Source organism: Flavobacterium haoranii (assembly GCF_009363055.1).
Classification (GTDB): Bacteria; Bacteroidota; Bacteroidia; order Flavobacteriales; family Flavobacteriaceae; genus Flavobacterium; species Flavobacterium haoranii.
On record NZ_CP045292.1, the window covers coordinates 775,701 to 789,413 of the forward strand.

At 31.7% G+C, this 13,713-nt stretch carries 10 protein-coding genes; 5 read left to right on the top strand and 5 right to left on the bottom strand.

Annotation, left to right across the window (positions count from 1 at the left end; translation table 11 throughout):
- Positions 1-36 precede the first annotated feature (36 nt).
- Together GCU34_RS03835 and GCU34_RS03840 are read left to right on the top strand one after the other, a co-directional pair.
- Positions 37-1,542: an aldehyde dehydrogenase family protein gene (locus GCU34_RS03835; RefSeq protein WP_072783948.1), complete on the top strand. Its 1,506-nt coding sequence runs from the start codon at positions 37-39 to the stop codon at positions 1,540-1,542.
- A gap of 60 nt (positions 1,543-1,602) precedes the next feature.
- Positions 1,603-1,986 carry a DUF779 domain-containing protein gene (locus tag GCU34_RS03840; protein ID WP_072783946.1) on the top strand — a complete coding sequence of 128 codons (384 nt, stop codon included), beginning with the start codon at positions 1,603-1,605 and terminating at the stop codon, positions 1,984-1,986.
- On the opposite strand, the gene GCU34_RS03845 is transcribed toward GCU34_RS03840, so the two are convergent.
- The 4 genes from GCU34_RS03845 to GCU34_RS03860 all read right to left on the bottom strand — a co-directional run bounded on the left by GCU34_RS03845 (position 1,983) and on the right by GCU34_RS03860 (position 7,370).
- Positions 1,983-2,909, bottom strand: coding sequence for an AraC family transcriptional regulator (locus GCU34_RS03845; RefSeq protein ID WP_072783943.1), 927 nt, complete (start codon positions 2,907-2,909; stop codon positions 1,983-1,985). The two genes, GCU34_RS03840 and GCU34_RS03845, sit on opposite strands and share 4 nt — an antisense overlap.
- 99 nt (positions 2,910-3,008) lie before the next feature.
- A complete protein-coding gene (locus GCU34_RS03850) occupies positions 3,009-3,872 on the bottom strand; it encodes a bestrophin family protein (RefSeq protein ID WP_072783941.1) in 864 nt (287 codons plus the stop codon).
- 91 nt (positions 3,873-3,963) lie between these two features.
- Positions 3,964-6,498, bottom strand: coding sequence for a DUF559 domain-containing protein (locus GCU34_RS03855; RefSeq protein ID WP_072783939.1), 2,535 nt, complete (start codon positions 6,496-6,498; stop codon positions 3,964-3,966).
- Between the two features lie 143 nt (positions 6,499-6,641).
- Entirely contained in the window at positions 6,642-7,370 is a 729-nt protein-coding gene (locus tag GCU34_RS03860; RefSeq protein WP_072783938.1) for a Dph6-related ATP pyrophosphatase, read from the bottom strand.
- 83 nt (positions 7,371-7,453) lie between these two features.
- Here GCU34_RS03860 and GCU34_RS03865 point away from each other — a divergent pair, with 83 nt between their 5' ends.
- Together GCU34_RS03865 and GCU34_RS03870 are read left to right on the top strand one after the other, a co-directional pair.
- Entirely contained in the window at positions 7,454-9,529 is a 2,076-nt protein-coding gene (locus GCU34_RS03865; RefSeq protein ID WP_072783936.1) for a M1 family metallopeptidase, read from the top strand.
- On the top strand, positions 9,529-10,437 hold the full coding sequence (locus GCU34_RS03870; RefSeq protein WP_072783934.1) for a patatin-like phospholipase family protein: 909 nt from the start codon (positions 9,529-9,531) through the stop codon (positions 10,435-10,437). Before GCU34_RS03865 ends, GCU34_RS03870 begins: the two co-directional genes overlap by 1 nt.
- A 35-nt stretch (positions 10,438-10,472) precedes the next feature.
- On the opposite strand, the gene GCU34_RS03875 is transcribed toward GCU34_RS03870, so the two are convergent.
- Complete coding sequence (locus tag GCU34_RS03875; RefSeq protein WP_072783923.1) at positions 10,473-10,994, bottom strand: DUF7935 family protein; 522 nt, start codon at positions 10,992-10,994, stop codon at positions 10,473-10,475.
- A 345-nt stretch (positions 10,995-11,339) separates the two neighbouring features.
- Between GCU34_RS03875 and GCU34_RS03880 the strand changes: the two genes are divergently transcribed.
- Positions 11,340-13,670, top strand: coding sequence for an ATP-dependent helicase (locus tag GCU34_RS03880; RefSeq protein ID WP_072784152.1), 2,331 nt, complete (start codon positions 11,340-11,342; stop codon positions 13,668-13,670).
- The last annotated feature ends 43 nt before the right edge of the window (positions 13,671-13,713 follow it).

Below are 13,713 nucleotides of genomic sequence, written 5' to 3' on the forward strand. Positions count from 1 at the left end.
AACTTATAATTTTGAATAAACCAAAAATTTAAAAATATGAGTAGTTTAATTCAAAGACCACAATTAAAAGAAAAGTACGATAATTATATTAACGGAAAATGGGTTGCACCATCAACAGGACAATATTTTGAAGTATTATCACCAGTTGACGGAAAATTAATGGCTAAAGCAGCACATTCTGCAAAATTAGATATAGAAAATGCTGTAGATGCAGCAGCAGTAGCTTTCAAAGCTTGGAGTGAAACTTCAGCAACAGAAAGAAGCATTATATTAAATAAAATTGCAGATAGAATGGAAGCTAATTTAGAATATTTAGCTGCTGTAGAAACATTAGATAATGGTAAAGCAGTTCGCGAAACTTTAGCGGCTGATATTCCATTAGCAATTGATCACTTCCGTTATTTTGCAGGAGTAATTCGTGCAGAAGAAGGTTCAATTAATGAATTAGATAAAGATACTGTTTCTGTAATTGTACATGAGCCAATTGGTGTAATTGCACAAATTATTCCATGGAATTTTCCAATTTTAATGGCTGTTTGGAAGTTAGCTCCAGCTTTAGCTGCAGGTAACTGTGTGGTATTAAAACCAGCTGAAAGTACACCAATTTCTATTATGGTATTAATGGAATTAATTGGTGATTTACTTCCTGCAGGTGTAATAAATGTTGTTAACGGATTTGGTGCAGAATTAGGACGTGGATTAGTAACAAATCCAAAAGTTTCTAAAGCTGCATTTACAGGTTCAACAGCAACAGGTAGAATGGTAATGCAATATGCAACTGAAAATATTATTCCAGTTACTTTAGAGTTAGGAGGAAAATCGCCTAATATTTTCTTTCCATCTGTTATGGATGCTGATGATGAATTTTTAGATAAAGCTATAGAAGGAGCTGTATTATTTGCATTAAATCAAGGTGAAATTTGTACTTGTCCATCGAGATTATTAATTCACGAATCAATCTACGATAAATTTATTGAAAGAGTTTTAGCACGTGTTAAAGCTATTAAAACAGGTAGCCCTTTTGACCCAACAGTAATGATGGGAGCTCAAGCTTCACAAATTCAAAAAGATAAAATTTTATCTTACATTAAATTAGGTAAAGAAGAAGGTGCAGAGTTGTTATGTGGTGGAGATGTTAACCATTTAGGTGGTGATTTAGAAGGTGGATATTACATTCAACCAACTTTATTTAAAGGGCACAACAAAATGCGTATTTTTCAAGAAGAAATTTTTGGACCAGTATTAGCAGTAACAACTTTCAAAACTACTGAAGAAGCTTTAGAAATTGCAAACGATACTATGTATGGTTTAGGTGCTGGTGTATGGACTCGTGATGCTCACGAATTATACCAAGTTCCTAGAGCAATTCAAGCGGGTAGAGTTTGGGTAAATCAATATCATTCTTATCCAGCGGGAGCTCCGTTTGGTGGTTACAAACAATCAGGTATTGGTCGTGAAAATCATAAAATGATGTTAGATCATTACCGTCAAACTAAGAATATGCTAATTTCTTACAACAAAAATAAATTAGGATTCTTTTAATGGTTAAATTTTGGTAACTTTAAGCCACGAGATTTCTCGTGGCTTATATTTTTAAATATTATGGAAAAATTAAATAGAGTAGATGTTACAGCAGCAGCATTAGAAGTTATAAAAATGCTAGAAAGTAAGTTTGGCGACTTAATGTTTTATCAAGCAGGTGGATGTTGTGAAGGAACGCAACCACAATGTTTTGAGAAAGGTGGATTTTATTTGCGTACTGGAGATGTTTGTATTGGAACAGTAAATGGCCACGAATTTTGGTTAGATAAAGATTTGTTTGAATATTGGAAATATTCTCACTTTACTTTAGATGTAGTTGATGGTCACGGACCTGGTGGATTTTCATTAGAAACTCCTTATGGAAAAACTTTCAAAGTAATTTATAGGTTATTTACCGAAGAAGAATTAGAAAATTTAGAACCTCTAAAACGTTTTGATTATTAACGAGTAAAATTCATTAATTGGTATTGTTTTGGAGTAACTCCTTCATATTTTTTAAATAAACGTATGAAATAGTTGCTATCTTCAAAACCAGATGCAAAGCTAACTTCATTTATTTGAATTCCAGGATTTTTTAATAATTTTTTTGCAAACTTAATTTTTTCATTCAAAATAAATTCTACCGGAGTTACGCCTAATTCACGTTTAAAATAACGATAAAAGGAAGTAGAACTCATGCAAGCTTTATCGCTCAAATCTTTAATATTGATGTTTTCGGTAATATTTTGACGAATATATTCAACAACCTGACTCATGGGATTTGAACTATCTAAAAGTAATTGTTCATTTTCATAAGAACGCATTGTTTGCGTTTGTATAATTCTAATAATCAATTCTTGTAATGTTAAATCGGTAATAATATCTTTAGTTACCGATGTACTCATACATTCTTTAATCAATTTGTTTAAAGTAGTTGCCAATTCTACATTATTATAAAAAAAGTAGTTTTCGTAATCTAGTTTCCAAAAATTACTTTTTCCTTCTTTCGGATAACGTTCGTTTAAAATAGTTAAAGTGTCTTTAATCTTAAAATGATCGATAGCTAAAGCTAAACATTGTGTAGGATTTTTTTGAGAAGCTTCAGGAAAGTCAATTTTCATTTCAACATTTGAAGGAACTACAACAGTTTCTCCGGGTAAATATTCAAACTCAGGATCGTCAAACAAATGCATTACTTTTTTACCTCGAAGCATGCTTGTGACTACTAAATCATTGAATTTTAAAGGAACTAAAGCCGATTCTTTATAAGTTTCAAATAAATTTAACTCACAATTATTTAACGAAAATACAGTTCGATTTTCGACTAAAGTTTTTAACGATTTTTCGTGCGTTAAAGCGGGAGTAGTGAGTAAATTTTTAGAAGGCATTTTAGATTTTAGTAAATTTATAAATCTAATTTATGAAAAATAAAATAAAAATAAAAGGAAACTATATCTAATTAGCGTTAATCTAACTAAACAAATTATTTATAAAATTTCTTCTACGTGTTTTTTAATATTTGCTGCCATTTTTTTTGTAGGTAAATCGTTAGCATCATTACCAAAAGGATCTTCAATTTCTTCAGCAATTAACTCTAAACTAGCCAATACATAAAAAATGAAAATTACAACAGGAATTGCATAATAACCTAAGCTAAAAACATAACCAAATGGCAACGTCATAATGTAAAAGAATATAAATTTCTTTATAAACGAGCTATAAGAGTAGGGAATAGGTGTGTTTTTGATTCTTTCACAAGCACCACAAATATCCGTAAACGATTGTAATTCGGCATTGATAACAATTAGTTGGTCGCCTGAAATTTTACCCGAAACATATAAATCATTTGCTTTTTGAAACAACATTTTTGCAATTTGATTTGGACGATGTTTATGATCATCAATTTCTAAATCTAAACCTTCAATTAGCATTAAAGCCGTTTCTTCATCAGCAAGATGTTTTTGTAAAATTGAAGCATAGCTTGGAATCAACTTTCGATAGTAATTTCTATCGTGTTCGTCTTTTAAATAAGCAGAAAGTTTTAAGGCTAGATTTCGACTATTATTTACTAATGCACCCCAATGTTTTCTTCCTTCCCACCAACGATCATAAGCTGTATTTGTTCTAAAAACCAATAAAAGTGAAATTACAAAACTTAAGGTTCCGTGCATTAATGTTAAGTTTTTTAAATTGTGCTTTTCACTCAATTGCCAATATTCCATTTCTAAATAAGCAACGCCATATGCGTATAAACCTATAAAAATCATCATAGGAATTAATTGACGAAAGGTATCCGATTTATGGAAACGGAAAATAAATGTAATCCAGTCTTTTGGGTTGTATTGAACCATAATTTTTAAATTTTCAATGTGTCGATATATCAATGATTCAATGCACTTTATTTAATTAATTGGCATATTGACACATTCTCTTATTGTCTAATTAACTAATGTAATTCCAAATATTCTTCTTTTTACTCAATTCTAAGAAGATTTGTTTCATTTTTTGATGTTCGGGTTTTGTCATATTCGGATCTTCTTTTAAAATCTTTATGGCTATATGACGTGCCAATTGTAAAATGTCTCTGTCTTTAACTAAATCGGCAATTTGTAAATTGAGCACACCACTTTGTTGGGTTCCCATTATATCACCCGGACCACGAAGTTTTAAATCGACTTCGGCAATTTCAAAACCATCATTGGTTGCACACATGGTTTCCATTCGTGTTTTACTATCATTACTCAATTTGTGTCCCGTCATTAAAATACAATAACTCTGTTCGGCGCCACGACCTACGCGACCACGTAACTGATGCAATTGCGACAACCCAAAACGTTCGGCACTTTCAATAACCATAACGGAAGCATTAGGAACATTTACACCAACTTCAATAACGGTTGTTGCGACCATAATATTTGTTTTTCCTTCTGCAAAACGTCGCATTTCTTCTTCTTTATCTGCTGGTTTCATTTTTCCGTGAACAATAGAAATGGAATATTGTGGCAACGGAAAATCGCGTGAAATACTTTCGTAACCATCCATCAAATCTTTATAATCCATTTTTTCAGATTCTTGAATCAATGGATATACGATATAAATTTGACGCCCTTTGGCAATTTCGTCTTTTAAGAACTTCCAAACTTTTAATCGGTTATTATCAAATCTATGAACAGTTTGTATTGGTTTTCGTCCTGGTGGCAATTCGTCAATCACAGAAATATCCAAATCGCCATACATGCTCATGGCTAATGTTCGCGGAATAGGAGTAGCGGTCATCACCAAAACGTGAGGTGGAATCGCCCCACTAATCTCCCCGGAGGGGAGACTTTCCAGGGTTTGACTTATTTTGTTAAGTGTATTATTAGTTTCATTAATGACTTCTTCATTTGTAAAGCGAATTACTTTAAATCCAATTTCGTTAAGAATTTGAGTTCTTAATTCGTCTGCTTCACGTTGCAATATCGTGTTGTGGTAACCACCATCAACTTCAATAATTAATTTTTTTTCTATGCAAACAAAGTCAGCAATAAAAACATCAATTATATGTTGACGTCTAAATTTATAACCTAGTTTCTTATTACGTAATTCTTCCCAAAGCAAGGTTTCAGCTTTTGTATTGTTCTTTTTGTTTTGAGATTTAAGTTCCTTTAAAATGTTGTACGTAGAAGGACGAGCCGTCATATATTTTTGCACAACTTTTTGGACTTCCTTCCTTTGGAAGGATGGAGGAAGGCTTCCTTTCTTCCACAACTTACTTCTTTGTTCAACACCAAAACGATGTTGTTCGTCAATAATAGCTAAACCTAAATTATGAAATTGAACTTTGTCTTCTAAAATGGCGTGTGTACCAATTAAAATATCTAAACTTCCGTTTTCGAGTTCTTCGTGAATAATTCTTCTTTCGGCAGTTTTAGTCGAACCTGTTAATAGTTTGATGTTGATATTTAGGTTTTTAGCCAAATCAGAAAGTCCGTTGAAATGTTGTGTAGCCAAAATTTCTGTTGGCGCCATCAAACAACTTTGGAATCCGTTGTCTTTAGCAATCAACATCGAAAGTAAAGCGACAATCGTTTTTCCGGAACCCACATCGCCTTGTAATAAACGATTCATTTGAGCGTTACTTCCGAGATCATTTCTGATTTCTTTGATTACGCGTTTTTGTGCATTAGTCAGTTCAAAAGGCAAATGGTTTTGGTAGAAATCGTTAAAGTTATCACCAACAATTTCAAACGGATGTCCTTTTATTTTGTGTTTTCTAATTAAGTTTTTAGTAATTAATTGTAATTGAATGTAAAACAATTCTTCAAACTTTAATCGGAATTGTGCTTTAGCTAATAATTCTTGACTTTTAGGAAAATGAATATTAAATAGAGCCGCATTTTTCGGAATTAATTGTAATTCTTGTAGGATGCTTTCCGGTAAAGTTTCAGTAAATAATGCTTGTGTTTCCACAAACAATTGCTGCATCATTTTATTGATGACTTTATTCGTAATGTTTTTGTTGGCTAATTTTTCCGTACTTGGATAAACCGGTTGCATCGCACTTCGTAAACTCGCTTTGTGTTCGTCTAACAATTCCATTTCTGGATGCGCCATATTGAACATTCCATTAAAAGAAGTTACTTTTCCAAAAATTACATAAGGAACATTAATTTTTAAACTTTCTTTTATCCATTTATGGCCTTGAAACCAAACCAATTCCATTTCACCAGTATCATCAATAAATGTGGCAACTAAACGCTTGCCTCTTTTTTGTTCAACGGTTTTTATATGAATGATTTTACCCACAATTTGAACTTCCGAATTACTATTAACCAACTGATTGATTTTGTAATAACGAGTCCTATCGATGTATCGATTGGGATATAAATTCAGTAAATCTCCATAACGATGAATGTCTAACTCCTTGCGAAGCAAATCGCCACGTTGTGGACCAACGCCTTTTAAGTATTCTATAGGAGTGTCGAGTAAATTCATTTTTTAGTTTACAATGTTCAGTCGCAGTATTCAGTTTGTTACTTCGAGCTGTCACCCCGAGCGGAGTCGAGGGGAGCGAGAAGTAACATAATAAATATAGTAGCGAAGATAACTTTTAATTTACAAATTTTGAAATGGAAAAGTTATTTTGGTAAAAGGTCAATATACCAAAAACCGTAATTGGGTTGGTCTTCAGTTACAGAACAAACATCGTTTGAAACGGATTTAGGTCTTTCGTATTCTCGATAGACTTTTTCTCCCACAATGAATTCAACCGGATTTTTAAAAATGGGTCCGTCAAAAGTAAAGGTGTGAAATTCTCCGTTTTCGCCACAAACATCTACATTTTCAGGTAAATCAGCTATAAATTGTTCGTCAATAATTCTTCCTACAAAAGATTCGTCTAAATATTCCGAATTCACGCAAGTAACAATGGTTTTGAAGCCCAAGTCTAAAAATTCGGTTATTAGTTCCTTGGTGTTCACTTTCCAAAGCGGAAATAGTCCTTGTAAACCAACTTCCTTTAATTTTTCTTCGCGGTATTGTTTTAAATCTTCTAAAAAAATATCACCAAAAGCACTGTGTGTAATTCCTTCTTGAACTATTGGAATCAAGGCATTTTTCATAGCTTGATTGTAACTTTCCATAGAAGGCATTTCGGGTAAACTCAATATTTTTAGTGGAATTCCAATACTTTCAGCTTGATGGAGAAGTAGTTCTTTTCGAACGCCATGCATGGAAATTCGATTGTATTTTTCGCTTACAGATGTAAAAAGATAGTCAATTTGGTAATCTTGATTTTGAAGTAATTTATAGAGTGATAATGAAGAATCTTTTCCGCTACTCCAGTTAAACAATACTTTTTTACTCATTTAGCATAAATTTTGATGTAAACTTAGTAAATATGCTGCTTAAATGAAATAGTTTGTATTTTAGTAGTCTCAAAAAATAAAGAATGAAGAAACTTATTGGTTTACTGTTTTTATCGCAAATTTTTTACGCCCAACAATATAAGAAGGTTGATTTTATTACATGTGATGCTTTTGTGTCACCAAATTTTAATGAAAAATCAATTTCTGGTAAAGTTAATTATGAATTCAAAGTTTTAGAAAAAATAGATACTATTAGTATTGATGCAGTTGCTGTAGATTTTTCTGATGTTAGAATAAACTATAAAAAAGTTCCATTTGTGTATGATGGAAAGCATTTGAAACTTTATAAAGGTTTTAAAAAGAAAGACAATGTTTTATCATTTACTTATTCGGCAAAGCCAAAGCAAACTCTATATTTTGTTGGAGATGAACAAGATTTTCAAATTTGGACGCAAGGACAAGGAAAATATACAAGTCTTTGGTTGCCAAGTTTTGATGATGTGAATGAAAAGGTTATTTTTAATTTAAATATTGGTTTTGACGAAAATTATACTATTTTATCAAATGGAAAGGTTAGTTTTCCTTGTTTTCAAGAAAATAATGAAAGGCTTTGGATTTATAAAATGCAAAAACCAATGTCATCTTACTTAGTTATGTTAGCCATTGGCAATTTTGCAAAACAAACTGAAACCACTTCATCGGGAACTATTTTAGAATATTACTTAGATAAAAAAGATTGTGATAAATTTGAACCAACGTATCGTCATACCAAAGCAATATTTGAATTTTTAGAACAAGAAATTGGTATGAAATATCCGTGGGAAATATACCGTCAAGTTCCCGTTCGCGATTTTTTGTATGCCGGAATGGAAAATACAACTTCAACTATTTTTTCTCAAGATTTTGTGGTGGATGCAATTGGTTACAACGATAAAAACTATTTGAATGTAAATGCGCACGAATTAGCACATCAATGGTTTGGCGATTTGGTTACAGCAAAAGAAAGTAAACACCATTGGTTGCAAGAAGGTTTTGCCACGTATTATGCTTTGTTGGCTGAGCAATCGGTCTTTGGAGAAGATTATTTTTACCATCAATTATGGGAAATGGCAACCCAATTACAGAAAGCTTCCGCAGAAGATACAGAACCCATTTTAAGTGAAAAAGCGAGTTCGTTAACGTTTTACAAAAAAGGAGCGTGGGCTTTGCATGCATTACGAGAAGAAATTGGTGCCGAAAATTTCAAAAAAGCTGTAAAAAATTATTTAGAAAAATACCAATTCAAAAATGTAGATACAGATGAATTTTTAGCTGAAATAAAAACTGTTTCTCCCAATTTTGATATACAATCTTACAAGAAAAATTGGTTACAAACTTCAGGTTTCGATTTTCAAGGTGTACAAAAGTATTTAGCTAAAGCTTCTTTCATTCAAACTTTCTATGAAGTAATTAATAGTTACCAAGTTCCTTTTGCTGATAAACAACAACGTTTTGAAGAGATTATGCAATCTGAGGTTTATTTTCCTGTAAAAAAAGAGATTTTGTATCAGTGTGAGACAATTCCTTTTGAAGAAAAAAGACGTTTAATTGAATTAGCTTTGGCAACAAATAATCTTGAAGTTCGCCAAGCAGTTGCACAAACTGTAAATACAATTCCAGATGATTTTAGAGAACAATTTGAAAGTTTGCTTCAAGATAAATCGTATATAACTCGTGAGATTGCATTATTCAAATTGTGGAAAACATTTAAAGAAGATCAATATTATTACACACAATTAAGTAACGGTTGGGAAGGATTAAATTATAACTTAAAAATCGCCAACTTAACCTTGAAAGTTGTTACAAAAGGAATTTCACCTTCTGAAAAAATGGAAGCTATTGCTGAATTAGAAAAAATGACGCAATTACCTTATGAATCGGGTGTTAGACAAGCAGCGATGGAAACTATTTTAAGTTTGCAGTTACCTTCGGAACAAGTTTTAATTAGTATATTAGAGTCAACATTGCATCATAAATGGCAGTTTGTAAAATTTGGAAAAGATAAAATAAGAAGAATGTTATCGAATTCTCAAGATAGAGCACGATATTTAGCTATTCAACCTCAATTATCAGAAACATTACAAGCGAGATTACAAACATTTTTAAAAGAAACAGAATAATGAGAGCATTAATCATATCGGGTGGAGGAAGTAAAGGTGCATTTGCTGGAGGCGTTACACAATATCTTATAGAAGATCTTCATAAAGATTATGATTTTTATTTAGGAACTTCAACTGGAAGTTTGTTGGTTTCTCATTTAGCTCTAAAAGAAGTAGAAAAAATAAAAGAAGCTTATACGTCTGTAAATCAAAATAGTATATTTAGTAACTGTCCTTTTAAAATTAAAAAACGCTTTGGAGAGGACACCATTTTGATTAATCACTTTAATGTACTTCGTAACTTTTTAAAAGGTTCTAAAACTTTTGGTGAAAGTAAAAATTTGAGAAAATTAATTGGTGAGTTTTTTACAGAAGAAGAGTTCGAAAAATTAAAAGCTAGTCCAAAAGAAATTATCGTTACGGTTTCAAATTTATCTTTAAATACTGTAGAATATAAATCGATTAACGAATTTGAATATGATGATTTTTGCGACTGGATTTGGATTTCATGTAATTATATTCCTTTTATGTCTTTGGTACGAAAAAATGGTTGTGAATATGCCGATGGCGGTTTTGCTGCAATGGTTCCAATAGAAGAAGCAATTAAGCGAGGCGCAACACATGTAGATGCAATTATACTTCATACCGAAACGCCTTTATACAATCGTTTACCAGCAAGAAGTCCGTTTACAGCATTGACCAATTTATTTAATTTTATGATGGATAGAATTGAATATCAGAATATTAAAATTGGTAAATACGAAGCCCGATTTAAAGATGCCACTATTAATTTTTATTATACACCAACATTATTAACTACAAATTCTTTGGTTTTCAATAAAGAGAAGATGAAAGAATGGTGGCAAGTTGGTTATAACTATGCCAGAACAAAAGAAATTGATAGTCAGGAAATTCAAGGAGAGGAATAAAAAAATCCCAATCAAATGATTGGGATTTTTTTATTTTAGAAAACTCTTTTCAATTCATTTTTCAACATTGCAATTGCAATATCTGTAGCAACTTCATCTTGTGCAACATCTTCAAAAATAGCTTTTTGCATTGCTTCAGCCGTTGTAATTCCTTCCGTAACCGATTTTGATGTAACAATATTCATAATACTGTTTTTAGCTTTTAAAACAGCTTCCCAACCTTCATTCGAAATGTAAACCTGTTGGGTAATATTATGTTCATATTCCGTTTGTATCGAATGAATTAACAAAGTAGCATAGCTTTTAGGATCTAAACCATTTGGTTGTACACGCAATAATAATTGAACCGGATTAATTCGTTCTAAAAACAAAACCACTCTTTCATAGGCTTGTAAACGCAATGGTAAAGATTGTTTTTGGTTTTCTTTTAAAAGCTCAAAACGTCTTCTGTTTTCTTCATTATTAAAAAACTTAGAAAATAAAACAAAAGCAGTTCCACCAGTAATTAATGCCGGTAAAGTATAACTTGCTAATTCTATAATTTTATTAGTGTCCATAATTATATTTTTTTATAAGCTTTTTCCTGCTGTACGTTGTATCTTTTTGCCGTCATCTCGAGCATTTGATATTAAGAGGAACAAACAACGTTTGTGGTAATATCGAGAGAAACAAAAAGGATGTCACTACCATCAGGGCTATTTTTACACAAAATAAAACGAAACTTTTTCAAAAAACAAATTCAAAGTTAATTTTCGTCAGTTCGAGTGATTTCTTAGAAATCGTATCGAGAACAATTCAAACAAACAACAACTAACAACCAATATATAAATAGTTAATAAATTCATTTGTAAGTACAGTTGTCTTGGCTTATTTTTGTAGTTTAGAAGATTTTGATGACTATGATAGAGCAATATATTAGCCAACTCAACGAAGCGCAACGTGCACCAGTTTTACAAAAAGACGGACCAATGATTGTTATTGCAGGTGCGGGCTCGGGTAAAACTCGTGTTTTAACTATGCGTATTGCTTATTTAATGAGTCAAGGTGTAGATGCTTTTAATATTTTAGCGCTTACTTTTACTAACAAAGCTGCTCGCGAAATGAAAAATCGTATTGCGAGTATTGTTGGTAATAACGAAGCAAAAAACTTATGGATGGGAACATTTCACTCGGTTTTTGCTAAAATTCTAAGAATAGAAGCTGATAAATTAGGTTATCCTTCAAACTTTACAATTTATGATACTCAAGATTCGGTTCGTTTAATTGGTGCTATCATCAAAGAAATGCAATTAGATAAAGATGTCTACAAACCAAAACAAGTTTTAGGCCGTATTTCTTCTTATAAAAACTCATTAATCACTGTTAAAGCTTATTTCAATAATCCAGAATTACAAGAGGCTGATGCCATGAGTAAAAAACCTCGTTTAGGAGAAATTTATCAAAATTACGTAGAACGTTGTTTTAAATCGGGTGCCATGGATTTTGATGATTTATTATTGAAAACTAATGAATTATTAAATCGTTTTCCAGATGTCTTAGCAAAATATCAAGACAGATTTAGATATATTTTAGTAGATGAGTACCAAGATACCAACCATTCACAGTATTTAATAGTTCGAGCGCTTTCAGACAGATTCCAAAACATTTGTGTTGTAGGTGACGATGCTCAAAGTATTTATGCATTTCGTGGTGCAAACATTAATAATATTTTAAATTTCCAAAAAGATTACGATGGTGTTCAAATGTATCGATTAGAGCAAAATTATCGTTCAACTCGAAACATTGTAGAAGCAGCAAATGACGTAATTGATAAAAATAAAACAAAACTAGAAAAAGTAGTTTGGACGGATAATGAAGAAGGACCAAAAATTAAAGTGCACCGCAGTTTAACCGATAGTGAGGAAGGAAGATTTGTAGCTTCAACTATTTTTGAACAAAAAATGCAAAATCAGTTACCTAACAATCATTTTGCAGTTTTGTACAGAACCAATGCACAATCACGTTCTATTGAAGATGCTTTGCGAAAAAGAGATATTCCTTATAGAATTTATGGAGGTCTTTCCTTTTATCAACGTAAAGAAATTAAAGATGTTTTAGCTTATTTACGATTAGTTGTAAATCCTAAAGATGAAGAAGCTTTAGTTCGTGTTATTAATTATCCCGCAAGAGGAATTGGAGATACAACTGTCGAAAAATTAACAGTAACAGCAAATCATTATAAGCGTTCTATTTTCGAAGTAATGGAACATATCGATAAGATTGATTTAAAATTAAATTCTGGAACAAAAGCTAAATTACAAGATTTTGTAACAATGATTAAAAGCTTTCAAATCATTAATGAAAATCAAGATGCTTTTTATTTAACAGACCATGTTACCAAAAAAACTGGATTGGTTCAAGAACTTAAAAAAGATGGTACTCCAGAAGGAATTGCTAGAATTGAAAATATTGAAGAATTACTAAATGGTATTAAAGATTTCACGGAAGGTCAAAAAGAAGTTGATGGAGCAAGAGGTTCGTTAGCCGAGTTTTTAGAAGATGTAGCTTTGGCAACCGATTTAGATAAAGATACTGGCGATGATGATCGAGTGGCTTTAATGACAATTCACTTAGCAAAAGGATTAGAATTTCCTCACGTATTCATTGTAGGAATGGAAGAAGATTTGTTTCCAAGTGCTATGAGTATGAATACCAGAAGTGAGTTAGAGGAGGAGCGACGATTGTTTTATGTAGCATTAACGCGTGCAGAACATCAAGCTTACTTAACATATGCACAATCTCGTTACCGATGGGGAAAATTAGTAGATAGTGAACCTTCTAGATTTATTGAAGAAATAAATGACCGCTTTTTAGATTATTTAAATCCCGAAAATGTTGGAAATTATCGTTATAAACCTATGATGGATATCGATATTTTTGGAGATGTAGATAAATCTAAATTAAGATTGGCAAAACCTGTAAATAGTGCACCACCAAAATATTTAGAAAACCCTTCTGAAAAACCAAATATTAGAAAGTTAAAACCTGTTTCGGGAATTAAAACTCAAGCTACAACAAATTTATTTGATTCTAGTTTAGTGGTTGGGAATGTTGTAATGCACGAGCGTTTTGGAAAAGGAGAAGTAATTAGCTTAGAAGGAGTAGGAGCCGATAAAAAAGCAGAAATAAAGTTTGATGTTGGAGGAGTTAAAAAACTTTTATTGAAGTTTGCTAAGCTTGATGTGATTGGGTAAAATGTTTTCGTCACTTCGAGTGTTTTTATGAAGTGAAACATAA